Source organism: Vibrio sp. EA2, from assembly GCF_033042495.1.
Lineage (GTDB): Bacteria > Pseudomonadota > Gammaproteobacteria > Enterobacterales > Vibrionaceae > Vibrio.
Genome location: NZ_JAWLID010000006.1, coordinates 43135 through 67379 on the forward strand (window position 1 = coordinate 43135; position 24245 = coordinate 67379).

21 protein-coding genes are annotated in these 24245 nt (G+C 45.7%); 7 read left to right on the forward strand and 14 right to left on the reverse strand.

Going from position 1 to position 24245, the window contains the following annotated elements; all coding sequences use genetic code 11:
* Positions 1-205 precede the first annotated feature (205 nt).
* The gene (locus tag RXX31_RS14205) at positions 206-1351 is read left to right on the forward strand and encodes a Na/Pi symporter (protein ID WP_411197986.1); all 1146 of its coding nucleotides are present in this window, start codon (positions 206-208) and stop codon (positions 1349-1351) included.
* Between the two features lie 204 nt (positions 1352-1555).
* On the forward strand, positions 1556-2698 hold the full coding sequence (locus tag RXX31_RS14210; protein ID WP_317590172.1) for a flavohemoglobin expression-modulating QEGLA motif protein: 1143 nt from the start codon (positions 1556-1558) through the stop codon (positions 2696-2698).
* Positions 2699-2760: 62 nt separating this feature from the next.
* Here RXX31_RS14210 and RXX31_RS14215 read toward each other — a convergent pair whose 3' ends face one another.
* Genes RXX31_RS14215 through rppH form a run of 5 tightly spaced genes read right to left on the reverse strand, consistent with a single transcriptional unit; the run spans position 2761 to position 8054 of the window.
* Entirely contained in the window at positions 2761-3612 is an 852-nt protein-coding gene (locus RXX31_RS14215) for a thymidylate synthase (protein ID WP_317590173.1), read from the reverse strand.
* A 9-nt stretch (positions 3613-3621) separates the two neighbouring features.
* Entirely contained in the window at positions 3622-4443 is an 822-nt protein-coding gene (gene lgt, locus RXX31_RS14220; RefSeq protein WP_317590175.1) for a prolipoprotein diacylglyceryl transferase, read from the reverse strand.
* Positions 4444-4482: 39 nt separating this feature from the next.
* Positions 4483-5274 (reverse strand): sulfite exporter TauE/SafE family protein, encoded by a 792-nt coding sequence (locus RXX31_RS14225; protein WP_317590177.1) that lies wholly within the window; start codon positions 5272-5274, stop codon positions 4483-4485.
* 9 nt (positions 5275-5283) lie between these two features.
* Positions 5284-7530 carry a phosphoenolpyruvate--protein phosphotransferase gene (ptsP, locus tag RXX31_RS14230; RefSeq protein ID WP_317590178.1) on the reverse strand — a complete coding sequence of 749 codons (2247 nt, stop codon included), beginning with the start codon at positions 7528-7530 and terminating at the stop codon, positions 5284-5286.
* 2 nt (positions 7531-7532) lie between these two features.
* On the reverse strand, positions 7533-8054 hold the full coding sequence (gene rppH, locus RXX31_RS14235; protein WP_005381953.1) for an RNA pyrophosphohydrolase: 522 nt from the start codon (positions 8052-8054) through the stop codon (positions 7533-7535).
* A gap of 618 nt (positions 8055-8672) precedes the next feature.
* Between rppH and mutH the strand changes: the two genes are divergently transcribed.
* Positions 8673-9353, forward strand: coding sequence for a DNA mismatch repair endonuclease MutH (mutH, locus tag RXX31_RS14240; protein ID WP_317590179.1), 681 nt, complete (start codon positions 8673-8675; stop codon positions 9351-9353).
* Between the two features lie 17 nt (positions 9354-9370).
* On the opposite strand, the gene RXX31_RS14245 is transcribed toward mutH, so the two are convergent.
* The gene (locus tag RXX31_RS14245) at positions 9371-9682 is read right to left on the reverse strand and encodes a DUF6482 family protein (RefSeq protein ID WP_317590180.1); all 312 of its coding nucleotides are present in this window, start codon (positions 9680-9682) and stop codon (positions 9371-9373) included.
* Between the two features lie 154 nt (positions 9683-9836).
* On the opposite strand from RXX31_RS14245, the gene RXX31_RS14250 reads away from it, so the two are divergent.
* Positions 9837-10871 (forward strand): NADP(H)-dependent aldo-keto reductase, encoded by a 1035-nt coding sequence (locus RXX31_RS14250; protein ID WP_317590181.1) that lies wholly within the window; start codon positions 9837-9839, stop codon positions 10869-10871.
* 134 nt (positions 10872-11005) lie between these two features.
* Here the strand turns inward: RXX31_RS14250 and RXX31_RS14255 are convergent, their stop codons facing one another.
* The 7 genes from RXX31_RS14255 to xerD form a co-directional block, all read right to left on the reverse strand.
* Complete coding sequence (locus RXX31_RS14255) at positions 11006-11257, reverse strand: DUF1127 domain-containing protein (protein ID WP_317590183.1); 252 nt, start codon at positions 11255-11257, stop codon at positions 11006-11008.
* Positions 11258-11773: 516 nt separating this feature from the next.
* Positions 11774-13108: a cyclic-di-GMP-binding transcriptional regulator VpsR gene (vpsR, locus tag RXX31_RS14260; protein ID WP_317590184.1), complete on the reverse strand. Its 1335-nt coding sequence runs from the start codon at positions 13106-13108 to the stop codon at positions 11774-11776.
* A gap of 245 nt (positions 13109-13353) precedes the next feature.
* Entirely contained in the window at positions 13354-14871 is a 1518-nt protein-coding gene (lysS, locus tag RXX31_RS14265) for a lysine--tRNA ligase (RefSeq protein ID WP_317590185.1), read from the reverse strand.
* 42 nt (positions 14872-14913) lie between these two features.
* Positions 14914-16012, reverse strand: a protein-coding gene (prfB, locus tag RXX31_RS14270) for a peptide chain release factor 2 (protein ID WP_118117739.1) whose coding sequence is annotated in 2 segments (ribosomal slippage) — positions 14914-15936 and positions 15938-16012 — 1098 coding nt in all. Because the reading frame shifts where the segments join, the coding sequence is not laid out codon by codon here.
* Positions 16013-16172: 160 nt separating this feature from the next.
* Complete coding sequence (gene recJ / locus RXX31_RS14275; RefSeq protein ID WP_317590186.1) at positions 16173-17912, reverse strand: single-stranded-DNA-specific exonuclease RecJ; 1740 nt, start codon at positions 17910-17912, stop codon at positions 16173-16175.
* 44 nt (positions 17913-17956) lie between these two features.
* Positions 17957-18745, reverse strand: a complete 789-nt coding sequence (dsbC, locus tag RXX31_RS14280; protein WP_317590187.1) for a bifunctional protein-disulfide isomerase/oxidoreductase DsbC — start codon at positions 18743-18745, stop codon at positions 17957-17959.
* 59 nt (positions 18746-18804) lie between these two features.
* Positions 18805-19722 carry a site-specific tyrosine recombinase XerD gene (gene xerD, locus RXX31_RS14285; protein WP_317590188.1) on the reverse strand — a complete coding sequence of 306 codons (918 nt, stop codon included), beginning with the start codon at positions 19720-19722 and terminating at the stop codon, positions 18805-18807.
* A 167-nt stretch (positions 19723-19889) separates the two neighbouring features.
* On the opposite strand from xerD, the gene fldB reads away from it, so the two are divergent.
* Positions 19890-20408: a flavodoxin FldB gene (fldB, locus tag RXX31_RS14290; protein WP_317590189.1), complete on the forward strand. Its 519-nt coding sequence runs from the start codon at positions 19890-19892 to the stop codon at positions 20406-20408.
* An 87-nt stretch (positions 20409-20495) separates the two neighbouring features.
* Here fldB and brnQ read toward each other — a convergent pair whose 3' ends face one another.
* Entirely contained in the window at positions 20496-21806 is a 1311-nt protein-coding gene (brnQ, locus tag RXX31_RS14295) for a branched-chain amino acid transport system II carrier protein (protein ID WP_317590190.1), read from the reverse strand.
* Between the two features lie 329 nt (positions 21807-22135).
* Here brnQ and RXX31_RS14300 point away from each other — a divergent pair, with 329 nt between their 5' ends.
* Together RXX31_RS14300 and srmB are read left to right on the forward strand one after the other, a co-directional pair.
* Positions 22136-22855: a tRNA1(Val) (adenine(37)-N6)-methyltransferase gene (locus tag RXX31_RS14300; RefSeq protein WP_317590192.1), complete on the forward strand. Its 720-nt coding sequence runs from the start codon at positions 22136-22138 to the stop codon at positions 22853-22855.
* A 107-nt stretch (positions 22856-22962) separates the two neighbouring features.
* The gene (srmB, locus tag RXX31_RS14305) at positions 22963-24186 is read left to right on the forward strand and encodes an ATP-dependent RNA helicase SrmB (protein WP_317590193.1); all 1224 of its coding nucleotides are present in this window, start codon (positions 22963-22965) and stop codon (positions 24184-24186) included.
* The last annotated feature ends 59 nt before the right edge of the window (positions 24187-24245 follow it).

A 24245-nucleotide genomic window follows, 5' to 3' on the forward strand; every position in this document is an offset into this window, starting at 1 on the left:
ATCACATAAAAAATACAAAAAAACACTTAAATAACAACACCTTAAAAACCAAAAAAAAGTGATAAATTTGCAACTGTCAAAAATGACAATAAAAAACGTCAATAGCCATCAATCTGTAATATTACTGAAATATTTCTTCTCTAACATCGCCCGCAGTTTCAACTAAAGACCCCAAAAGAACTGAAAGGTCACGGAGAAAATTATGATGAACCAAGCTACTTCAACAGCGGTGCCGATCTCGAGTACAACTCGCTGGTTGCGCTGGGCTAACTTGGCATTCATGCTATACCTGCTTCTTCTAGCAGTATCTATGGTCGGTAGCGGCTTTAAATGGGCCACTGGCGATCAAGCAAAAGTACTGTTTGAATTTGCATCGCACCCTGTCGCTGGTCTTATGATCGGTCTGGTGGCGACAGCCCTAATCCAATCTTCTAGTACTGTAACTTCTATTATTGTGGGCTTAGTTGCTGGCGGTCTGCCAGTAGAAACGGCGATTCCTATGGTAATGGGTGCCAATATCGGTACAACGGTTACTAATACACTTGTTTCTCTAGGTCACGTACGTTGTAAAGAAGAGTTCAAGCGTGCATTTGCCAGTGCAACGATCCATGACTTCTTCAACCTGCTTGCTGTAGTTATTTTCCTGCCTTTGGAAATGATGTTCGGCATCCTGGAAAAGATTTCTCATTGGCTTGTTTCACCATTGCTTGCGACCGGTGACATGAGCATCAAAGGTTTAAACTTCATTAAGCCGATGACAAAGCCTGTTGTTAGTGCAATCAAAGAGCCTCTATCAACGTTCGGTGACACGGTCGGTGGCGTGATGCTTATCATCCTTGGTATCGCAACTATCTTCGTTGCTATCACTGTGATGGGTAAACTGATGAAGAGCCTAATGGTTGGCCGTGCACGTGAGATTCTTAAGAACGCGATTGGTCGTGGTCCTATCCACGGTATCCTATCTGGTTCTATCGTTACTGTGCTTGTACAGTCTTCTTCAACAACGACAAGCTTAATGGTTCCACTAGTGGGTACTGGCGTACTAAAAGTTCGTGATATTTACCCATTCACATTAGGTGCTAATATCGGTACGTGTATCACAGCTCTACTGGCAGCAACGGCAGTTTCTGGTGAGTTTGCGGTATTCGCTCTACAAATTGCCCTCGTACACTTGGTATTCAACATCGCAGCGACACTACTTATCTTTGGTATCCCGTTCCTGCGTGAGCTGCCACTGAAAGGCGCTGACATGATTTCAGATATGGCTATTAAGAATAAAGCCGTTGTAGGTGGCTACCTAATGTCTGTATTCATTATTTTGCCAGGTGCTATTCTCGCTCTGACAGCATAATCAAAACGAAATATCATCGCATTGTTTGAGGCCCCACTATGTGGGGCCTTTTTTGTTCTCTCTAACTCATTTTCCCCTTTATCAAACAGACTTCTAATAGAAATTTTTGTTGTTCAATATGCGTTCACGGTGATAATTTGAGCCTTACCCTCTCGAATCAATCACGATTCTGGTTGGTGTTGCCTTTACACGGAGTTAAACAGAATGGCTCAAGCTCACGAACCGATTTCCAGCCAGCTATTAGCAATAGACGAACAACTAACCCAGTTGGTTAGCGATATAGACATCCTCAGTAGCGTAAACCCACTCAATTACACAAGTGAAAGAGAGCGCTTCATCACTAACAAATATTCTCAAGAGCCCGACTTTGAGTACCAAAAGACACCGCTTGTGACTCACCAGTCTAAGCGTCGTTTGTACGAGTTACCTTTAGAAAATATCAAAGATACTCAGCTGCAAAAGCTCTATGCGGATGTCATCCAGTCTTATGCCGATAAGCTGGATCAAGTTGATACCATCGGTAGCCAAGATTTTCTGTATAACTCTTTGCGTTACTACGGAGAGCCGAGTGCGAAAGATATCGCCAATGCACAATTCATCTTGCATTTACCTACAGAAGAGGAAAGTAAACCAGAACATGACAGCCACTCTATCGCACGGTTCATGGGGCGATTTGCACAAAAACATGGCTATGACTGTGAAATACAAGTCCTTGATGGCATGCTGGCCAATGCGCTTGTATCTGGCCTGCGAGTAAAAATAAACAGTGCTGCCTACATCACAACAGACGAGCTAGAGGCGCTGGCGCACCATGAGATGGGCGTGCATTTACTGACGACTTTAAACGGCCGCAGGCAGCCTCTTAGCGTGTTAAGTTTAGGTTGTCCCGCTAATACCAACACTCAGGAAGGCTTAGCGATTTTGTGTGAATACCTCTCTGGGCATTTCAGCATCAAGCGATTACGTACACTGGCTCTGCGGGTACTGGCAGTTGAATCAATGATCAAAGAACGTGATTTCCGCCAGACGTTCCGGCTGCTTAAAGAGCAATACCACACTTCTGATATACAAGCATTCACCATTACTGCTCGTGTTTACCGAGGCGGTGGCCTAACAAAAGATTACTTATATCTGCGTGGGTTCCGAGAAGTGCTCAACGCCTACGATAACTTGGGTGACGATTTTTCGTTGCTCTTGTGTGGTAAAACAGAGTTGAAATACTTCAACGTGATCCGCTCGCTGGTGGATAAAGGGACCTTTGCTCGGCCGGAGTTCATCAGCCCTGCACTGTCGCGCCCAAAGCAAACCAATCCGATACATCGTTATATTGTCAGCGCGCTAAAGTAATAGCCTTAAAAGAAAAAAGCTCCATTTAGGAGCTTTTTTCATATTAAGTCAGACCAACCACACTACACAGAAAATGGGTAGCGAATCGCGTCATGGTACTCGTAGCCTTCGACCCAGAAGTCATCTAACGTCACCCAGGTTTCCAAATCTTCTAGCGATTTTATCGCTGGGTTGATATGGAAAGTCGGTGCCTTTAGCGGCTCACGTTTTAATTGCACGTCACGCATCAATTCTAGCTGGTCTTCATAAATGTGTGCATTGACAATTTTATGGTACGCCTGCCCCGGCTTCTTACCGGTAATCTGCGCCATGATCGCTAGGAAAACATACACTTGAACCATATTAAAATTCAGGCCAAGCGGAACGTCACATGAGCGTTGTGTGCTATTGAGGTACAGAGTGTCACCCAATAGTGAAAAGTGATGGCTGTACATACACGGACGCAAACAGCCCATATGGAATTCACCGGGATTGTAGAAGTTTAGGATCTCACCACGGTCATCAATACCGCGAGTTAGATCATCCACAATCTTGCGCAATTGATCGATGTGACCGCCATCAGGTTTGGCCCATGCACGACCTTGAACACCATATACACGGCCCATATCGTCTTCACCTTTACGGTAAGGGTTACTCAGCCATGCATCATTCTGGTTGGCATTTGCGTCCCAGGTTTTGGTACCCAGTTTACGAAAGTCTTCTGCGTTGTCATAACCACGAATGTAACCCAGTAGCTCCGCCACTGCGGCTTTCCAGAAGCTTTTACGTGTTGTCACTAAAGGGAATTGGTTGTTTGCAACATCGTAGGTCAAATCCGCGTTGATCACAGTAAGACAACGCTTGCCTGTACGTTCATTCTCAACCCAAACACCTTGGTCAACAATGCGTTGACACAAATCTAAATACTGTTTCACACCAATACCTTACTTCGTTTTAACTGGGGCTTTATCTTGGTAAAGACCACGTTTGTACGCCCAAACCATCATCAGGATTCCCAGCACGATCATCGGTGTAGACAGGATCTGTCCCATCGAAATAAAGTCACCAAACAGACCAAGCTGAGCATCCGGTTCGCGTACGAACTCTACTAGGAAGCGGAATGTACCATATCCAGCTAAAAATAGCCCTGATACTGAGCCCAATGGACGCGGCTTTTTGATGAACCAGTTCAAAATGAAGAATAGAACCACACCTTCCAGTGCCATTTCATAGAGCTGAGATGGGTGACGCGGCAATGGACCACCATTCGGGAAGATAATCGCCCAAGGCACATCGGTCACACGTCCCCAAAGCTCACTGTTCATGAAATTACCCAAGCGTCCCATTCCTAAGCCAAATGGCACAAGTGGGGCAATAAAGTCAGCCACGCCGAAGAAGGTACGGCCGTTTTTCCTTGCGTACCAGAACATTGCGGTAATCACACCCAGCAAACCACCGTGGAATGACATGCCGCCCGTCCAGACTTTAAACAGATATAAAGGATCGTCGAGGAACAATTCAAAATTGTAGAAAATCACATAGCCGACTCGACCACCAATGACCACACCAAGGAAACCAGCAAACAATAGGTCGGATACTTGCTCTCGAGTCCAGCCACTATTGGGTTTATCCGCACGGCGATTCGCCAGCCATAAAGCAAAAATAAAACCAACCAGGTACATCAAGCCGTACCAGCGAATAGAGACAGGTCCAATAGAGATTAAAACCGGATCAATATTGGGAAATTCAATGAATCCCTGAGACATAAATCATTCTCTTCTTAAGATAAAAATAACGGATGAAATTTACAGTAACATGGTCGCCGCAATGATAATCAAAAATACGGCAAAAACTCTTTTTAATACGGCTGTAGGAAGACGGGTCGCCAACTTCGCGCCAACTTTGGTGGTGAGCATAGACGTCATAGCTATCGCCAACAAAGCAGGCAGGTAAACATAACCAATACTGTACGCAGGTAAGTTTTCAGTTTTGTAACCGTGCAAGATGAAACCGATCATACCTGAAATAGCGATAACGCAGCCACATACTGAAGAAGAGCCCACCGCTTTGCGCATTTCAACACCATGCTTGTTTAAGAACGGGACGGATAACGAACCACCACCAATCCCAGCTAAACTGGACACGATACCAATGCCAGCGCCATACATCACGGTAACCGGGCTGCTGGGCATGGGTTTGGATTTCAGGACTTTAATGGAACGGAACATTTGTACCGCAAGCAGCAGCACAATCACACCAAAGAGTTTTGGCAAGTAATGAGTTGGGATGATTTCAGCCAGGCTGGCACCGACAAAACCACCGATCACAACGCCAGGCATCAGCCACTTCACCACAAACATATCGACATTACCCAGTTTCAGGTGGTGCATAGCCGATGATCCCGAGGTAATTATGATGCTCGCCAGCGAGGTGGCGAGAGCAATATGCATGCTCAGTTCAGGCGAAATACCAGCATAAGGAAGAAGGTACAGCAAAGCAGGTACAACGATGAGTCCGCCGCCAATACCGAGCAGGCCAGCCATGACACCGACAAACGCGCCTAGTGCCAGCAATAACAAAAATAATGAGACCGTCACATTTACCTACTACTTCTTGCCTGCCCGTATAAAGCCAGCAAACCCTTGTTGGATAAAGAAATCATGCATCATTTGATAGATTTCTTCTCCATATGAAAGAGTCATTGCTTGTTCCGCTAACTGTTTTAGCTCTTCTTGTTGGCTATGACGAATCAAATACTTAACCTTAGCGACATTAGACGTGTTCATACTCAGGCACGTATAACCCAAGCCCAATAGCAACAGCGAACCAAATGGATCGCCAGCTAGCTCACCACAAATGCAGACTGGAACCTGATATTGCTGACAAACGTCATGAATCTGCTTCAACGCCAGTAACACAGCTGGGTGCATGGATTCATAGACATCAGAAACACGAGAATTGTTCCGATCAACCGCTAATAAATACTGGGTTAAGTCGTTGGTACCCACTGAAACGAAATCAACGCGATGTGCGATAGTCGGTAATAAATAAACCATCGAAGGCACTTCGATCATCACCCCGACTTCCGGCGCTTGAATCCGTTCATCAATTAACACGGCTTCACTGTAAGCCTGATCAATTAAGGTAATCGCATCATCCAGCTCTTTTACCCCTGAGACCATTGGCAGCAAGATACTCAAATTACCACTATCTGCACTTGCCCTTAGCATGGCACGTAACTGGATAAGGAAAATATCTGGATGATCTAAGGTAAAGCGGATGCCGCGCCAACCTAAAAATGGGTTATCTTCATCGATAGGTAAATATGGCAGTGGTTTGTCACCACCAATATCCAATGTACGCATGACCACACGCTGATGTGCGTAACTGTTCAGTATCGCCTTATATTGATGATACTGCTCATCTTCGGATGGAAAGTGATGCTGAAGTAAAAATGCTATTTCAGTTCGATATAATCCCACGCCATCCACTCCGGTGTTGATGGCAATATTGCTGTCAGCACTCAACCCCGCATTCAGCATGACTTCGACGTGGTGATTATCTTGCGTAACCGCTGGCAGTGAGAGATCCTTATTCACCATTGCAGCGAGTTCGGTTTCTTCGCTAACTAAGCTACGGTACTCACGTAATAACTGACGGTTTGGCTCTAGGAAAATCTCTCCGGTATAGCCATCAACAATGCCCAACTTACCGTTGACCACTTCTGTGTTGATGTTGGCGCCCATCACTGCAGGTACACCCAAGGCACGCGATAAAATAGCCGCGTGAGAGTTGGCTCCCCCTTCCAGCGAAACCACCGCCAATAAATGTTCTTTAGGGACTGAAGCGAGTAAGGTTGCGGTAAGCTCATTTGCCACCATAATGACAGGTCGATCAATGGCAGAATTCTCTTGCTCACTATTGTGCAAGAAATAAAGCAATCTTTGGCCCAGTTCTCTGATGTCCTGCGCTCGCTCACGCATGTATACATCAGACATTCTGGCAAACCGATTCGAGTAAGACTCTACAACCTGTCGCAGTGCCCAGTCAGCCCTATCGCCTTTCTCGATTTGTTTCTTAAGATCACCACGCAACATCGGATCATTAAGCAAGTGAGTAAACAAATCGAAGATAGCTAACGCGTCTTTATTGATTTCGCTATCCAGCTTCTTACGCATCCGGCGGAAATCATTCAAAGCTCGCTCAATCGCGACCAGTAAGAGCTCATATTCACGCTCTTTGTCTAGCGTAGAGGCAGGAAAAACATCGGACAAGCTAGGTTGTGTGTTATCAAACCAGAACTCGCCAATAGCTACACCTGTCGACGCAGGAACCCCTTTCAAAACGGTCGGTTTCGAAGCCAGTTGCCAATGACCAAGATTTTGTGCGTGAGCAATCAATACCGCTAACTGCGCCGATAATGTGACGAGGAATGACTCTTCCATTTCACTGAACAAACGCGGCGTTTTTTGCTGAATAACTAAAACACCCAACACTTGTTTGCGATGAATAATCGGAGTGGCAAGAAAGGAGTGGAAAATTTGCTCTCCGAGTTGAGGGAAAAATTTAAACTCGGGATGTTTGGAAGCTTCGGCAAGATTGAGTGGTTCAGCGCTACGCTTAACTAACCCGACCAAACCTTCATTGAAGTTGATATGGATGCTATCACCTTCAAACGTCAGGCCTTGAGTCGCCATTAACTCAAGGCGCTGCATTTCTTCATTAGCAAGATAAATAGTACAACACTCTGTGCGAAGGGCAGCACAAGTCTCTTTAACCAATATATCAAAGGCCAGATGCACATCTTCGACTCTGGAGACTTTTTCAACTATTTCCCTTAGCTGGCTGAGCATGACTATCCTCTACGTTGCTTTTTTCTTTTCCCTTTCGCTTTTCTTTCTCGAAAAGGCATGGCTAAAGAAGCAAACTCTTTCATTGCACGACGGTAAACGTCTCGCTTGAAAGAAACAACTTGCCTAACTGGGTACCAATAACTTACCCACCGCCAACCATCAAATTCAGGGGATTTCCCGCGTTGCATATTGATGCGAGATTCATCGCATTCTAATCGCAGCAGAAACCATTTCTGTTTTTGGCCGATACAAACAGGCTTGGAGTCCCAACGCACCAATCGCTTTGGTAGTTTATATCTTAACCAATGACGACTTGTTGCAATGATTTTAACGTCTTTTTTCGTTAAACCGACTTCCTCATATAACTCCCTGAACATTGCTTGCTCAGGTGTTTCACCTTCGTCAATTCCACCTTGTGGAAATTGCCATGAGTGTTGCCCGTATCGTTTAGCCCAGAAGACCTGACCATGGTTATTACATATCACAATACCAACATTCAGTCGGTAACCATCGCCATCTATCACTGGCTAACCTCTATGAATAATTTTTTATTACCGTGATTTTTCCACATATCCCCATGACTAGCAAACTTACTGATGTGATATGAGCAAGATTTATTACTTTTACACCGTTATTGGATATCTTTTAGCCAACAAATACTTTATCAACACAAGAGTGAGACATTGCCCACATTTATTCACCTTTTCTGTGAATAACTTTGTGAAGAATTCGAGGGCAAAGAATATTTTTGTTCAAAACAATGGCGTACCACTTAAATAATGAAAACAAAAAATAAAAATAAGATATTGATAATAAATGAATTAAACATAAAAACGGTGATTAAATGATCTTAAAATCATTGATGATCTTTTCATCAAAAACAGATCGGTCAAAGATCCACCAACCTACAATTTATCCACACTTATCCAGTAGAGCTTCATGACATGTTGATAAAATCAAGCCTAAAAACCCGTTCAAACCCCTGTTAATTCATCCAGCCCTGACTTAGATCCCACCACACCCTTAGCTCCCTGTGGATAAGTTATGAATTGATCATTCTTAATCCACCTCGTTGAAATCTTAAACAGTGCTTTTTTTCGGAATTTGTTAAACTATGGGTTTTGAAATAGCCCCCAGCCAATATGAAACCAGAACCACAAACAGAAGCGGAGCTCATGGAGCGTGCTCACGATATTGCCGGCCTGAGTTTTGCGGAACTCGCGCAAGAAGCCGGGATGATCGTTCCTGAAAACTTAAAGAGAGACAAAGGCTGGGTGGGCCAGCTGCTTGAATGGCATTTGGGTGCTCCAGCCGGAAGTAAGCCCCAACAAGACTTCTCCAAATTAGGGATCGAATTAAAAAGCATTCCGATTGGTTATTCAGGTAGACCATTAGAAACCACATTCGTTTGTGTTGCGCCCTTGACGGGTGTGCAAGGTCTTACCTGGGAAACCAGCCACGTAAGAAACAAACTCTCTCGTGTACTTTGGGTACCCGTTGAAGGTGAGCGAGAAATTCCCCTTGCAGAGCGCCGGGTCGGCAGCCCCTTAATTTGGTCGCCTGACGAAGAAGAAGAGCGTATTTTACGTAACGATTGGGAAGAGCTGATGGAAATGATCGTACTGGGTCAGTTTGATCAAATTTCCGCCAGACACGGGGAAGCCCTTCATTTACGACCAAAAGCCGCCAATGCAAAAGCACAAACGGAAGCGTACAGCTCAAACGGTAAGCCAATAAAAACCCTGCCCCGAGGATTTTATCTCAGAACACAGTTTACCGAGCAGATTCTGCTTAAACATTACATCAATACACAATCTGAGTGACCAATGATCTCAACGACTTAGTGTGTGACGAGTGATAATTCAATATCACAATATGCGGCCACACCATTACTACCGCACTCATCGTATGCGTTGTGTAGCCTCAAATACGCTTTTTTGAACCCCAACTTGAGCAGCTCTTCTTTCACCAATTCTAGTGATCCAAAATGGATAGGATCTTCGCCGTCTTTGATCGGCTCAAGTTGGTGTTTGTATTCCACTGCTAGCAAATAGTCAGAGACATCAGAACAGCCGATCACAAAGACTTTTGGCATTTTATAGCTGTCTTTGTGATCGCCGTGTAGCCACATGTCCAATTGATGCTTCTGCATGATTCACCTCCTTTACCACTTGCTCTAAGTGTAGTTAGAGTATCAAGCGCTTTCGAGTCATCTTAAGCAGTTAAACGCAAATCATTTGCGAGAGAGGCTAAAAATCCCCTATATTGGGGTAACGCAATACGTTGGTGACTCTCAAGGAAGTGAAATGCAATATACTAAACTGCCGCACTCGTCGCTCGAGATTAGTAAAATCTGCCTCGGCACCATGACATTCGGTGAACAAAATACAGAAAAAGAAGCGTTTGAACAGCTTGATTTTGCCTTGGATCATGGGGTGAATTTCATCGATACCGCTGAAATGTACCCAGTACCGCCTAATGCCGATACCCAAGGTCTGACGGAACAATACATCGGAAACTGGCTCGCAAAATCGGGCAAACGCGAAAAAGTCGTGCTGGCAACAAAAGTCGCCGGGCCACGTAACGTTCCTCATATTCGCGAAGATATGAGCCTGAATCGTCGCAATATTCACGATGCGATTGATACCAGCCTGGAAAGACTACAAACAGATTACATCGATCTATACCAACTCCATTGGCCACAACGTCAAACTAACTGCTTTGGTCAACTCAATTACCCTTACCCAGATAAACAAGAAGAAGTGACGTTAATCGAGACTCTGGAAGCCCTGACCGAGCTGGTTAACGCAGGTAAAGTTCGTTATATCGGCGTATCAAATGAAACGCCATGGGGCGTAATGTCACTGCTGCGACTGGCAGAAAAACATGACTTACCACGTATCGTCTCTATTCAAAACCCTTATAACTTACTCAACCGCAGCTTTGAAGTGGGCTTATCTGAAATTAGCCACTACGAGGGCGTACAGCTATTAGCCTACTCACCATTAGCATTTGGCTGCTTAACGGGTAAATACCTCAATGGAGCGAAACCAGAGGGTGCTCGTTGCACTAAGTGGGAGCGCTTTGCTCGTTACTTTACACCGCAAGGCGTTAAAGCAACCGAAGCGTATGTCAACCTGGCGAGAGAATACGGTTTAGACCCGGCACAAATGGCACTGGCATTCGTGAATCAGCGTCCCTTTGTTGCTTCCAATATTATTGGTGCGACTAACCTCGACCAGTTAAAAGCCAATATTGATAGTATTGATCTTCAGCTCAGTGACGAACTGTTAACAGAAATTCAGGCAATTGGTACAACCTACTCCAACCCTTGCCCATAAAATGAATCAGGCTGATCATCAAGGTCAGCCTGTTTAGCTCTATTTCAATTAACGCTTTCGGAATTCTGATTTATAGCGTGCTGAACTTGTTTATCGTGTGTAAAACAAACAGACGAAGCGCAACACGCTATGAATTACGTCGGTATTCGCGCAGTTAAAACACGGCGAAGATGACGAACTCGACGCTCAACCAGGACAGTATCTGGAACACTTACGCGTGTAGAGCGACCTTCGTGATCCAAACCAATGTCTTTTAACAAGTGCGCATTAGTCCACGGAATATCATGAGCAGAGCGGCGAACTTTGCGTTGCCATTCCTTTTCTTCACGTCTTAAGTCTGCTTTCAAAAGTAGAGTGGCAAGTTTCAAGTAAATAGAGTGACGCATAATATTTTCTCCAAGTATCGATAGAGTTCGACTGGGAAAAATAGTGTGCAGAGAAACAGATTGAACTGTGGTACCAAGCCGCCATTTTTCCGCAGCCTAGTAAAAAATAAGATAGGTTACGGGTTAATTTTTATCTCGTGAGCCAGTGGTAGTATTGGTATCTGCCGATTTTAGAGATGTCGGTGCGATAGAAATACGATCAGCGCAAGTCATGGTGTTATCAACGTAATGTTTCATCTTGCGCCTCCTAGCTAAAAAATTAATCCGTTTATGAAATGATATAACTCTTTGAGTTACGGTTAAATTGTAAGCTCTAGTGTTTATTTATCAAACAATTTTTTCCGTCTCGATAAAAAACAAACCATTAACCTGAAATCAAGTTGCATATGTTTTTATGAATAACATATTCATCTGAGTAATATATAAATCTTCGAATTTTATAAATCGTAAATATAGAAAAAAAAGCGACCATTAGGCCGCTGTTATTATTTCAATCGTTCAACATTTAATTAGGGCCTAGATTGTTTGGTCCGATATTAAATTATGTTTGTTAAGAAGGCGGTACATGGTTGCGCGCGAAACGCCGAGCTCCTTCGCCGCATTAGAAACCTGACCTGAGTGCGACTCCAATACCACCAGCAATGCATCACGTTCACTTTTTTCTCGAATAGACTTCAAACTACGTTTGGCGTCATTGCGTTGAGGCAGATCTAAATGGTGCTCATCAATCACCACGCTGTCTGACATTAATACCGCACGTTTAACTTGATTCATCAGCTCGCGTACGTTACCCGGCCAGAAGTAACGCGTCAGCGCTTTTAATGCATCTTCCGAGAAGCTTTTCGCTTGTGAGTTGTACTCTTTTGAAAACTCTTGCAAGTAATAACGAGCCAGTAGCGCAATGTCACTGGCACGCTCTTTCAGGCTAGGGACACTAATGCGCAACACGTTAATGTAGTGATAGAGCTCTTCGTTGAAATCGCCATTGATCAGTGCTTTTTCTACATCAGATGAATTCGCCGCAAGAATACGTACATTAACGCTCTTCACACCATTAGGGGTGTCAACAGTGCCTTCTTGCAAAAACCTCAGTAAGTTCATTTGCTGTTGTTTAGAAATGGTCAGCACATCATTAAACAAAACGGTGCCACCATCGGCCTGCTCAAGCAGAGTTGGGCCTGTCTCGCTATTCGCGGCCACACCAAACACTTCAGCTTGGAATCTTTGTTCATTCAACGCTCGACAATTGATCGACATAAACGGTTTGTGAGAACGGGAAGAGACTTTATGAATCGCTCGGGCAACCGCTTCTTTACCCGTACCACTTTCTCCAGAAATAAGAATACTGACGTCGGTTGGACCGATACGCTTCACTTGATCACGCAGGCGTTTCATCGGAATAGATTCACCAAGCAGCCCCATGTCCAGACAGTTACCAAAACTTGGCCAGACCTTCTTTTCTAATTTGAGCATACCAAGCTGGTGACCGATGGTACTTAATAGTTGCGCGTCAGGGATTGGGGCAGTGAAGAAGTCGATACAAAAGTTAACGATAAACTGGCAGATAGTGTCTGCCCCCAACTGCGTCTCTCTGATGAACGCCAGCCAACGCACGTGTTTATGTGAGCTCACCAAGTTAGCCAAACCGTTTAAACTGAACTCATCATGACTGAGGTCGACGATACCAATACATGGCCCAATATCTTCCAACAACGCGTTGGCTTTACGTAAATCACCCACCTGGTGACACTTCCAGCCAACTTGCTCCAACACTGACAACCAAGGCTCATACGTGCCACCTACGACGACAAGCGACCCCGGAATGGAATCCATCTTAAACTGCCCAGCCATTCTCTAACCCTTATTATTTATTGTTGATAAAATATTGGCGAAAGCCCATCTTTGCGAACGGGTACCATTATCGAGACTCCAATCATTCAAGTCTGTCTCAATATTAAGACTATGCAATAGATTGAATTTTGGCGAATACTTATTTGCATATCCTATAATAGACAATGTGCAATTGTTTGAATTTGCTTAAATAAATGACAAAAAAAAACCACCCGAAGGTGGTTTTTTTTAGGTTCTTGACTCGATTACGCTTGTGGACGCATCGCTGGGAACAGAATCACATCACGAATCGTATGCGTGTTAGTAAACAGCATTGCCAGACGGTCGATACCGATACCTTGTCCAGCTGTTGGCGGAAGGCCGTGCTCAAGTGCAGTAATGTAGTCTGCATCGTAGAACATCGCTTCATCATCGCCCGCATCTTTCGCGTCAACTTGTGCTTTAAAGCGCGCGTCTTGGTCTTCAGCATCGTTCAGCTCTGAGAAACCATTTGCAACCTCACGACCACCGATAAAGAACTCGAAACGGTCAGTGAAGAACGGGTTGTCATCGCTACGACGTGCCAGTGGAGAGATGTCCGCAGGGTAACCCGTGATGAATGTTGGTTGAATCAGTTGTGGCTCAGCTGTTTCACCAAAGATCTCTTCCAGTAGCTGACCACATGTCCAGAATGTTTCTACTTCAACGTGTACAGATTTCGCAATCGCAACCATCTTCTCACGATCTTGCAGATCCGCTTCTGTTAGCGCCTGGATTTCTGCGTGCTCTGGGTTGTAGTGTTTGATTGCTTCAAACATGCTCATGCGTGCGTAAGTACCGCCGAACTCAACCGTCTCTTCACCGTAAGGCATTGACGTTGAACCCAGAACTTCCAACGCTACCGTGCTTAGCATTTCTTCAGTCAGATCCATCAGATCTTTGTAGTCAGCGTAAGCTTGGTAGAACTCCATCATAGTGAATTCTGGGTTATGACGAGGAGACAGACCTTCGTTACGGAAGTTACGGTTGATCTCGAATACACGGTCAAATCCACCCACAACCAGACGCTTCAGGTACAGCTCTGGAGCAACACGTAGGAACATGTCGATATCCAGCGCGTTGTGGTGAGTGATGAATGGACGCGCCGTCGCACCACCTGGGATCACGTGCATCATTGGCGTTTCAACTTCCAGGTAGCCTTTTGAGCTCATGAAGTTACGAATCGCAGAAACCAGTTTAGAGCGAATAATGAACGCCTGACGCGAATCTTCGTTCACGATCAGGTCTACGTAACGCTGACGATAACGCATTTCCTGGTCAGTCAGACCGTGGAATTTTTCTGGTAGAGGACGTAGTGCTTTCGTCAGCAACTCGTACTCTTCCATGTTTACATATAGGTCGCCTTTACCAGACTTATGCAGAGCGCCTTTCACACCAATGATGTCACCGATGTCCAGACCCTGGTATTTAGCTTTAAGCTCTTTCTGTACGTCTTTTGCAGCGTACGCCTGAATGCGGCCAGAAGTCTCTTGGATAACTAGGAAAGGACCACGCTTAGCCATGATACGGCCAGCGATTGCAACAACGTGGTTAAGCTCTTCTAGCTCTTCCTTGGTCTTCTCACCGAACTCTTTTTGAAGGTCGCCCGCTAGTGCGTCACGACGGAAGTCGTTTGGGTGGCCGTTTGCTTTGCAGCTCTTACGGATCTCGTCCAGTTTCGCGCGGCGTTCTGCAATTAGCTTATTCTCTTCTTGTGCGTTGTCGTTGTGAACAGCATCAGTCATTTTTCGATGTATCCTGTTTCGATTTGAGTGTCGGTGAAAAGCTTAAAGACCTGACTTCAGGCTAGCTTCAATAAATTTGTCTAGATCGCCGTCAAGAACCGCTTGCGTGTTACGGTTTTCAACGCCTGTACGTAAATCTTTGATACGTGAGTCATCCAGTACGTAAGAACGGATTTGGCTGCCCCAGCCGATATCAGATTTCGCGTCTTCGTTTGCTTGCTTTTCAGCATTCTGTTTCTGAAGCTCAAGTTCAAACAGTTTTGCACGAAGCTGCTTCATTGCCTGATCTTTGTTCTTATGCTGAGAACGGTCATTCTGACACTGAACCACAGTATTGGTCGGAACGTGGGTAATACGTACCGCAGATTCCGTGGTGTTAACGTGCTGACCACCCGCACCAGACGCTCGATATACGTCAATGCGGAGATCGGACGGATTAATGTCGATGTCGATGTTGTCATCAATCTCTGGGTAAACAAACGCAGAAGCAAATGATGTATGACGACGGCCGCCTGAATCAAATGGCGATTTACGAACCAAACGGTGAACGCCTGTTTCTGTGCGTAGCCAGCCGTAAGCGTACTCACCAGAGATACGAACCGTTGCAGATTTCAGACCCGCTACTTCGCCCTCTGACACCTCGATCACCTCCGCCTTAAAGCCTTTTGCTTCAGCCCAGCGTAAGTACATACGTAGCATCATGTTGGTCCAGTCTTGCGCTTCTGTACCACCTGAGCCTGCTTGCAAGTCGATGTAGCAATCAGAGCTGTCGTGGTCGCCAGCGAACATGCGACGGAACTCTAGCTGCTCTAGTTTCTCTTCTAGCTCAGCAAGTTCTGGTTCGATTTCGTCAAACGTTTCTTGATCTTCTTCTTCAACCGCAAGCTCCAGAAGACCTTCAACATCTTCTACACCTTGCTCTAATTGGTCGATAGTTTCAACAACCGCTTCTAGTGATGCACGCTCTTTACCCAGTGCTTGTGCACGCTCTGGTTCATTCCATACATCAGGTTGTTCTAATTCTGCGTTTACTTCTTCTAGACGCTCTTTCTTAGCGTCATAGTCAAAGATACCCCCTCAGGACATTTGTGCGCTCAGACACGTCCTGTAGACGGTTTTTAATTGGATTGATTTCAAACATGTTTACTCAACATTTTAGAATAGAATTTAACCGAGGAATTCTACTGAAAAATGTGACGGAGATACAGGAAAATTTCGAATGAAAGGTCAGATTGCGACGAGATAAGCACGGCCTCGCACATGCAGGAGACCGTACGTGATATTAAAGAAAAGCTTAGGTACTACTTAGCTTCAATGTGATCAATCATCAGTTGCAGAGATTGATTGCCTCGGAATTCGTTCACGTCCAGCTTATAGGCTAAACGCACCGTTTTGACGGAGGCGTCCGGCCAGCGACGCAAATCGATATTGAACGCAATACCATCAATCATCACATTGGTTGGATGACCTTTATGCAGTGGTTCTAACATCAGTTTCAGGTGTTTTTCTCCCACTAGTTTTTGATGTAATACCTTAAACTCACCATCAAAAACCGGTTCCGGGAACGCCTGACCAAATGGACCACCAGCACGCAGCAGTTCAGCAATATGCATCGAAAACTCTTCTGGCTTAAGTTCGCCGTCAGACAGGATCACACCTTTTAGTGCTGCATCATCAAGCTCTTGCTTCACCACTTGATCAAATAAACGGCTAAAACGTTCAAAATCCTGTTCTTTAATGGTTAAACCAGCCGCCATCGCATGGCCACCAAACTTGAGGATCAATCCCGGGTTTTGCGTATCGATCAAATCGAGCGCATCACGCATGTGCAGCCCCGGTATCGAACGGCAAGAACCTTTGATCGTCCCTTCACCGCCATCAGCAAATGCAATCACGGGACGATGAAACTTCTCTTTAATACGTGAAGCCAGAATGCCAATCACACCCTGATGCCAATCGCGCTGAAACAGAGCCAAACCATAAGGTAACTCACTGTTTTCACCAAACTGCAGGCGCTCACAAAAGGCCATGGCCTCCTGCTTCATTCCTTCCTCGATCTCTTTTCGGGTTTGGTTCAGGCCATCAAGTTCACTGGCCATTCGGCGAGCAGCATGGATGTTATTACACATCAGCAGCTCAACCCCGAAAGACATGTCATCCAAGCGACCGGCTGCGTTAATGCGCGGGCCAAGAGCAAATCCAAAGTCAGACGCCACCAGACGGCGGGCATCACGCTTGGCGACTTCAATCAAAGCCTGAATCCCCGGACGCGCTTTACCAGCACGAATTCGCTGTAAGCCTTGATGAACAAGAATACGGTTGTTTTCGTCCAGCGGTACCACGTCAGCCACTGTGCCTAACGCAACAAGATCAATCAGCTCCATTAATTTGGGCTCTTGCATCCCTTGCTCAGCAAACCAGTTCAACTTTCGCATGTGCACGCAAAGTGCCATCATCAAATAGAACGCAACCCCAACCCCCGCGAGTGCTTTAGACGGAAACGCGCAGCTTTCCAGGTTTGGGTTAACCATGGCATCCACATCTGGCAGTACTTGTCCTGGCAAGTGATGGTCGGTTACCAGTACCGTTATGTCATTTTCTTTGGCATAACGGACACCTTCAATCGACGAGACCCCGTTGTCCACGGTCATGATCATTTCAGCGCCGAGCTCTAATGCCTGATCAACCACTTCCGGGCTCAAACCGTAGCCGTCTTCAAAACGGTTTGGCACTAAGTAATCCACATTGGCACTACCCAGCATTCGTAGTGCCAGCACTGACAACGCCGAGCTGGTCGCGCCATCTGCGTCAAAATCCCCGACGATGATAATGCGCTTTTGTTCCTGAATCGCTTGGAATAACAGCGCTACTGCCTCATCAATACCACCGAGCTTTTGGTAGGAGTGTAAACCACGTGCAGAGGTTTCCAGCTGTGCCTGATCCGTTATGCCACGATTGATATAAATGCGCTTTAAGATTGGAGGAATGGAATCCGGTAGCAGGGAAAGATCCGGTTCGGGACGTCGTTGAATTTCTATCATGCTTGAAAAGAGCCGGCGGTGCTGCCGACTCTGCTCCTAAAGGATTATTGTTGCTGTAAACGGTTTAGTAGGTCAGCTGGAGGTAGGTAACCCCCTACCATTTCACCACTTGGCAGGAAGATAGCTGGCGTACCAGAAATACCAAGCTGACGACCGACATTGTAATGTGCCTGAACCGTTTCTTTACACTGCTCCAGGTCATTCACAGGGCTATCAAAAGTACGGTTCACTTTCGCATTGTGGATTGCCGCTTTTGGATCTTCTGCGCACCAAATGGATGCCATCTGCTCAGCAACAGGCCCTGTCGCACCTTGGCGAGGGTACGCCAAGTAACGCACCGTAATGCCTAAATCATTGTAACCCTGCATTTGGTTATGCAGACGGACACAGTATCCGCAAGTGATATCGGTAAATACCGTCACTGCATATTTCTCATTGTCAGCCTTGAACTCAATCATGCTGTCAGAAAATTCTGCGATCTTAGCAGCGTTCAGTGGTGCCTGACGTTCAGCCAGCACATCTTTATAACCGCCATTTTCATCAATCGCGTACAGGGTGCCTGCAATGAAATGATTACCATCATTTGAAGCAAATAAAACACCACCGTTGGTTTGAATTTCTAGCAGGCCTGCCACGTCCGATGGTTGGATATTAACGATAGATAAGCCTAGCTTTGAGAATTTCGCTTTTAATGCAGCTTCATCAAAGTGCTGTTGCGCGGTTGAGGCAACTTGTTGTACAGGAGTTTCCGTTTTAGCCTGACTTTCTTCCGCTCCACAAGCGGTTACAAAAAAGGGTAAAGTCAGCAGAGTTAGTCGGCGTAATACGCTCATTAAAATCACCTTAAAAATACGTTCTTTCGTCCAATGAGAAGCAATGAATGAAACCATCATTATGCTCTTGGATGGTGTTGACTGTGGATTTGCTTCAATCGCTCAGTCGCCACGTGAGTATAAATTTGCGTGGTCGATAAGTCACTATGCCCGAGCAGCATCTGTACGACCCTGAGATCTGCGCCATAGTTCAGTAAATGTGTTGCAAATGCGTGACGCAGCACATGCGGTGATAATTGCTCGGTATCGATCCCCGCTATCACAGCATAGTATTTAATTCGATGCCAGAACGTCTGACGAGTCATTTGTCGGGCCCGTTTGCTTGGAAATACCACATCCGAAGAAGTCTCACCCAGCAGTGCAGGCCGGCCTTGCTGGATAAAGGTTTCGATCCAATCCACCGCATTTTCGCCCATCGGCACCAAACGCTCTTTTCCGCCCTTACCCGTCACGCGAACCACGCCCTGACGCAAGCTGACATTTTCCATGGTCAGACTCACCAACTCCGTAACACGAAGCCCCGTTGCGTATAATAACTCTAGCATTGCTTTATCACGCAACTCCACTGGATCATTTGGATCGGGCGCATCCAATAATGCATCTACCTGCTCTTCGCTGATATCTTTCGGCAAACGCTGCGGGAGCTTAGGGCTGACCAATAATGCACTGGGATCATCGGCCCGTACTTTTTCACGATGAAGGTACTGAAACAAACGACGAATCGCCGATAACATACGGGCACGGGAAGTCTGTTTGTAATCCAAATCAACTAAGTAGTTCTGATACTCCTGAAGACCCGACAAGCTGATAAAATCAAGACGGTAGCGCTGTTGCTCCATCCATATGAGCAGTTTTATCAAATCATTTCGGTATGACGCTAAGGTGTTCTCAGACAGTCCACGCTCCATCCACATCGCGTCTAGGAATTGATCGACAAAGGCAAAGTCTTGTTGATTGACAGGCAGTTGTGCTGTCATTCGCGCTTCCTTTTATTATTTTTCTGTAACCTGTGAGGGTAAGGCAGCCCCAGTTTGAATGCCATAAAAAATTAGCTTCGTGAGGTAATCTCACGATATTCGCTGCATTCACAGGCAATTTAAGGTTAAAATCCTCCACAACAGCAACATAAAATACGACGAATATAATGAAAATCGGACTCTTTTACGGCTCTACGACCTGCTATACCGAAATGGCAGCAGAGAAAATTCGTTCCATCATTGGAGAAGATCTTGTCGACATTCACAATGTGAAAGAGACACCGCTGTCTTTGATGGCAGACTACGATTTACTGCTGATTGGTATTTCCACCTGGGACTTTGGTGAAATCCAAGAGGATTGGAGTGCCATTTGGCAAGACATCGCGGCGACACCATTAAAAGGCAAAGTGGTGGCACTGTTTGGTCTGGGCGATCAAGAAGGTTACGGTGAATGGTACCTGGATGCCATGGGCCTACTCCATGATGAACTGAAAGCAACAGGCGCACAATTTATCGGTTACTGGCCGAATGAAGGCTATGAGTTCGAAGTATCGAAAGCACTGACGGAAGATGGCAGCCAATTTGTCGGTCTCGCATTGGATGAAGATTCACAGTACGAATTGAGTGACGAACGTATTGAGAAATGGTGCGAGCAAGTGCTGGTAGAGTTCCACGATACTCTGTAATCAACCTGCCATTGTTCCGCTTCGCAGAAAAAACAAAGCCCGATGAATGACTTCATCGGGCTTTTTGTTGTTCGTCGTTAAGTGAACTTACGCCGTTTCTTCGACGAGCTCTTCTTGAGGCTTAGAGATGAAGAACATACAAATGATCGCCGCGAACGTCGGCAGAACCCAGCCCATACCGATGTCAAACAGAGGCAGTACGTTGAAAGTCGATACGTCCATACCAGCTACTTTTGCTGCATCCAATAACGCAAACAGCAAAGAAACCAACAATACCGCGCGGTATGCAAAGCGTGTATTAGGTAGTTTGCTGCGAACAAACGTTAACGCAACCAATGCAATCGCAACAGGGTAAAGTGCGAACAACACAGGAACTGACAAAGAGATCAACTGTGCAAGGCCCACGTTTGCCACCAGCGCACACACAGAACCGTTAATCAGTACCCAGTGCTTGTAAGAAAGTGATGTTTTAGAGCTGAAGAAATCAGAACACGCCGAGATAAGACCGATTGCTGTGGTTAAACATGCCAGCAATACAATCACTGAAAGAACGATTTGACCATAAGGGCCAAACAGCGCCTGAACATATTGGCTCAGAACCAAACCACCGTTGTCTGCACCCGCAGCAACCGATGCGCTGGTTGCACCTAAATAGAACAGCGAAATGTAAACGAACGCTAAGCCTGCCGCCGCAATACAGCCAGCAAAAATCAGGTATTTCGTTGTTGCAGCGCGCTCAGTGATGCCTTTGCCACGCAGCGCATCGACCATCAGCATGCCGAACATCAGTGACGCGAAGGTATCCATGGTGTTGTAACCTTCTAGAAAGCCTTTCGTCAGAGGCTGAGTTAAGTACTCACCTGTTGCGCCAATCATTTCACCCTGAGGGTCAATAAACACAGACAGAGCAAGAACCATCAGACCAATGAACAACACAGGTGTCAGTACTTTACCTATCAGGTCGATCAAGCGTCCCTGGAACCATGAAAACAGCATCGCAACGGCAAAAAAGATAACGGAGAAAGCGGTCAGGTTTGTTTGAGACGCTTCAACAAAAAATGGCTTAACGGCCATCTCATAAGCGACGAGGCCAGTACGAGGCGCAGCAAATGCCGGACCGATGATAATGAAGATCAGAGCCGCCATTACAACCGCCGCTTTTCTCGGCAGGTCTTGCGTTAGATGATCCCAAGTTCCGCCTGCCACAGCAATAGCAACGATAGTGATAAGAGGTAGACCTACCGCTGTTAGCAAGAAACCGAACATAGCTGGCATGAGGTTTTCACCGGCCAATTGACCAGCTAAAGGTGGAAAAATGATGTTACCAGCACCTAAAAAGAACGCGAATAGCATAAAGCCTACTGCGATAATATCTGTTAATTTTAATGTCTGTTTCACAGATAACCCTTGTCTAAAAATGTGTGAATGTTGTGTATGCATCGACCACTTTTTGAGCCTTTGTTTTCAACAAGTACTCGTGGTTCAATCTATAAAATAGCGCCGCATAATGACGAAAGAATCATCATTTGGCAACCGACGAGAAAAAAACACCATATTAATTTATGTTTAGAACAAAAAACCAGTCAATCCAACCAATAAAAAACAAAAAACCAGAAATTTATCTCGATCAAACAACAATACAATTTACTAACCTACAAAACAACAAACTAAACAATTAATAAACATTAGATGAAAGCACTAAAATAGAGAGTATATGCAAAACAATCATGAGTGACGAAAAATTTAAAACTAAGAGCTTCAAGTTTAAGCGTTTTTTCATCGAAGGCGGCGCAAGCGGCATGCCAGTCAGTACCGATGGCGTGATGCTTGGCGCTTGGGTTGAAAGCCCTGAAGATGCCGAGATACTCGATATTGGAACCGGTACAGGCTTGCTGGCGTTGATGTGTGCTCAACGTTTTAGTCAAGCCCAGATAACCGCACTCGATATTGAAGCAACGGCAATCGCTGCAGCTCGAAACAACTTCAGTCAATCGCCTTGGAAAGACAGGTTATGCGTGCTTCATACAGATGTGTTGAGCTTCTCCCCAAAGAAGTTGTTCCAACGAATCATTTGTAACCCGCCCTATTTCAATAGCGGAGAACAATCCAAACAGAGCCAGAGAGCAGCGGCAAGGCATACAGACTCTCTGCCTCACGACGCCCTACTTCGACGTTGTTACCAACTAGTAGAGGAAAATGGAAAAGCCAGCTTTGTGCTGCCTATCACCGAAGGTGAGCAGTTTATTGAATTAGCATTACAGCAAAGTTGGTATTTATCTCGCCTTTGCCACGTGCAGCCATCAGAGAAAAAGCCTGTACATCGCTTGTTGTTTGAGTTGGCCAAGCAGCCTTGCGATACTCAAAAGTCACACTTAGTCATTCACTCATCAGACGGATACAGCGATCATTTTGTCCAGCTAACCCGAGAGTTTTATCTTAAGATGTGAAATAACATGTGATCCTTATCACCAATCACTTTATAATGTCCGACCTTTTCGTATTTTAAGCTGTTGCGGCGGACCATTAACCAAGCCTTGCTTGTGGAGAACTCATTGTGATCAGAACTTTTGCTGAACTTGATCTAGACCCAAACCTACTTGATGCCATTGAAGATATGGGCTTCGATCGCCCAACAAAAGTCCAGGCAGAAGCAATCCCACAAGCGCTGGATGGTCGGGATATTCTAGCGTCGGCACCAACAGGTACAGGTAAAACGGCAGCATTCGTACTGCCAGCACTTCAATACCTGCAAGATTTCCCGCGTCGTAAACCTGGACCAGCGCGTATTCTGATCCTAACGCCAACTCGTGAGCTTGCGATGCAGGTGGCGGATCAAGCTCGTGCACTGGCAAAAAATACCAAACTCAACATCTTTACCATCACAGGTGGCGTTCAGTACCAAGAACATGCTGATATTCTGGCAACGACACAAGATATCGTTGTTGCAACACCTGGCCGCTTGCATGAATACATTGACGCAGAACGTTTTGATTGCCGCGCGATTGAATGGCTAATCCTCGACGAAGCCGACCGAATGCTAGACATGGGTTTTGCGCCAACAGTCGATCGTCTATCTAACGAGTGTCGCTGGCGTAAGCAAACCCTTCTGTTCTCTGCAACATTAGAAGGCAGAGGTGTTGAAGGCTTTACTGCGGACCTACTGAATGAACCTGCAGAGATCGATGCGAAGTCACCACTGCGTGAACGTAAGAAGATCGCACAATGGTACCACCGTGCAGACAGCGCAGAGCATAAACTCGATCTACTCAAGCACATCATCACGGAGCAAGCAGAACGTACAATCGTCTTCCTGAAAACGCGTGAACGTCTGGCTGAACTGCGTGGCCAGCTTGAAAGCGCACAGATTCCATGTTCATGGATTCAGGGGGAGATGCCACAAGACCGCCGTAATAACGCGATTGCACGTTTCCGTGATGGTACGGTTAACGTTCTACTGGCAACAGACGTTGCAGCTCGTGGTATCGACCTTCCAGATGTATCGCACGTTATCAACTATGACATGCCGCGCACGGCAGACGTATACCTTCACCGTATTGGCCGTACCGCTCGTGCAGGTAAGAAAGGTAATGCAATCTCGATTGTAGAAGCCCACGATCAGCCAATGATGGATCGCGTCGCTCGTTACGTGAAAGAAGACATCAAAGAGCGCTTCATCAAAGAGATGCGTCCTAAACACAAAAAACCGGTATTTAAGAAGAAAAAGAAAAAAGACGACAAGAAGAAAACCGCGAAAAAGAAAGTCGCTAAGAAGAAGTAAGCTTGTAAGTCTAAAATAGCGAAAGGGTTGGCAATGCCAACCCTTTTTTGTGTACGGAG

Bases quoted from the DNA above. Each gene is read 5' to 3' on its own strand.
- fldB (WP_317590189.1), top strand. From the start codon at position 19,890: ATGAAAATCGGACTCTTTTACGGCTCTACGACCTGCTATACCGAAATG.
- vpsR (WP_317590184.1), bottom strand. From the start codon at position 13,108: ATGGCTGGGCAGTTTAAGATGGATTCCATTCCGGGGTCGCTTGTCGTC.
- RXX31_RS14255 (WP_317590183.1), bottom strand. From the start codon at position 11,257: ATGCGTCACTCTATTTACTTGAAACTTGCCACTCTACTTTTGAAAGCA.
- xerD (WP_317590188.1), bottom strand. From the start codon at position 19,722: ATGACAGCACAACTGCCTGTCAATCAACAAGACTTTGCCTTTGTCGAT.
- RXX31_RS14245 (WP_317590180.1), bottom strand. From the start codon at position 9,682: ATGCAGAAGCATCAATTGGACATGTGGCTACACGGCGATCACAAAGAC.
- dsbC (WP_317590187.1), bottom strand. From the start codon at position 18,745: ATGAGCGTATTACGCCGACTAACTCTGCTGACTTTACCCTTTTTTGTA.
- recJ (WP_317590186.1), bottom strand. From the start codon at position 17,912: ATGATAGAAATTCAACGACGTCCCGAACCGGATCTTTCCCTGCTACCG.
- lysS (WP_317590185.1), bottom strand. From the start codon at position 14,871: ATGACTGATGCTGTTCACAACGACAACGCACAAGAAGAGAATAAGCTA.
- RXX31_RS14210 (WP_317590172.1), top strand. From the start codon at position 1,556: ATGGCTCAAGCTCACGAACCGATTTCCAGCCAGCTATTAGCAATAGAC.
- RXX31_RS14205 (WP_411197986.1), top strand. From the start codon at position 206: ATGAACCAAGCTACTTCAACAGCGGTGCCGATCTCGAGTACAACTCGC.
- mutH (WP_317590179.1), top strand. From the start codon at position 8,673: ATGAAACCAGAACCACAAACAGAAGCGGAGCTCATGGAGCGTGCTCAC.
- RXX31_RS14250 (WP_317590181.1), top strand. From the start codon at position 9,837: ATGCAATATACTAAACTGCCGCACTCGTCGCTCGAGATTAGTAAAATC.
- RXX31_RS14300 (WP_317590192.1), top strand. From the start codon at position 22,136: ATGAGTGACGAAAAATTTAAAACTAAGAGCTTCAAGTTTAAGCGTTTT.
- ptsP (WP_317590178.1), bottom strand. From the start codon at position 7,530: ATGCTCAGCCAGCTAAGGGAAATAGTTGAAAAAGTCTCCAGAGTCGAA.
- lgt (WP_317590175.1), bottom strand. From the start codon at position 4,443: ATGTCTCAGGGATTCATTGAATTTCCCAATATTGATCCGGTTTTAATC.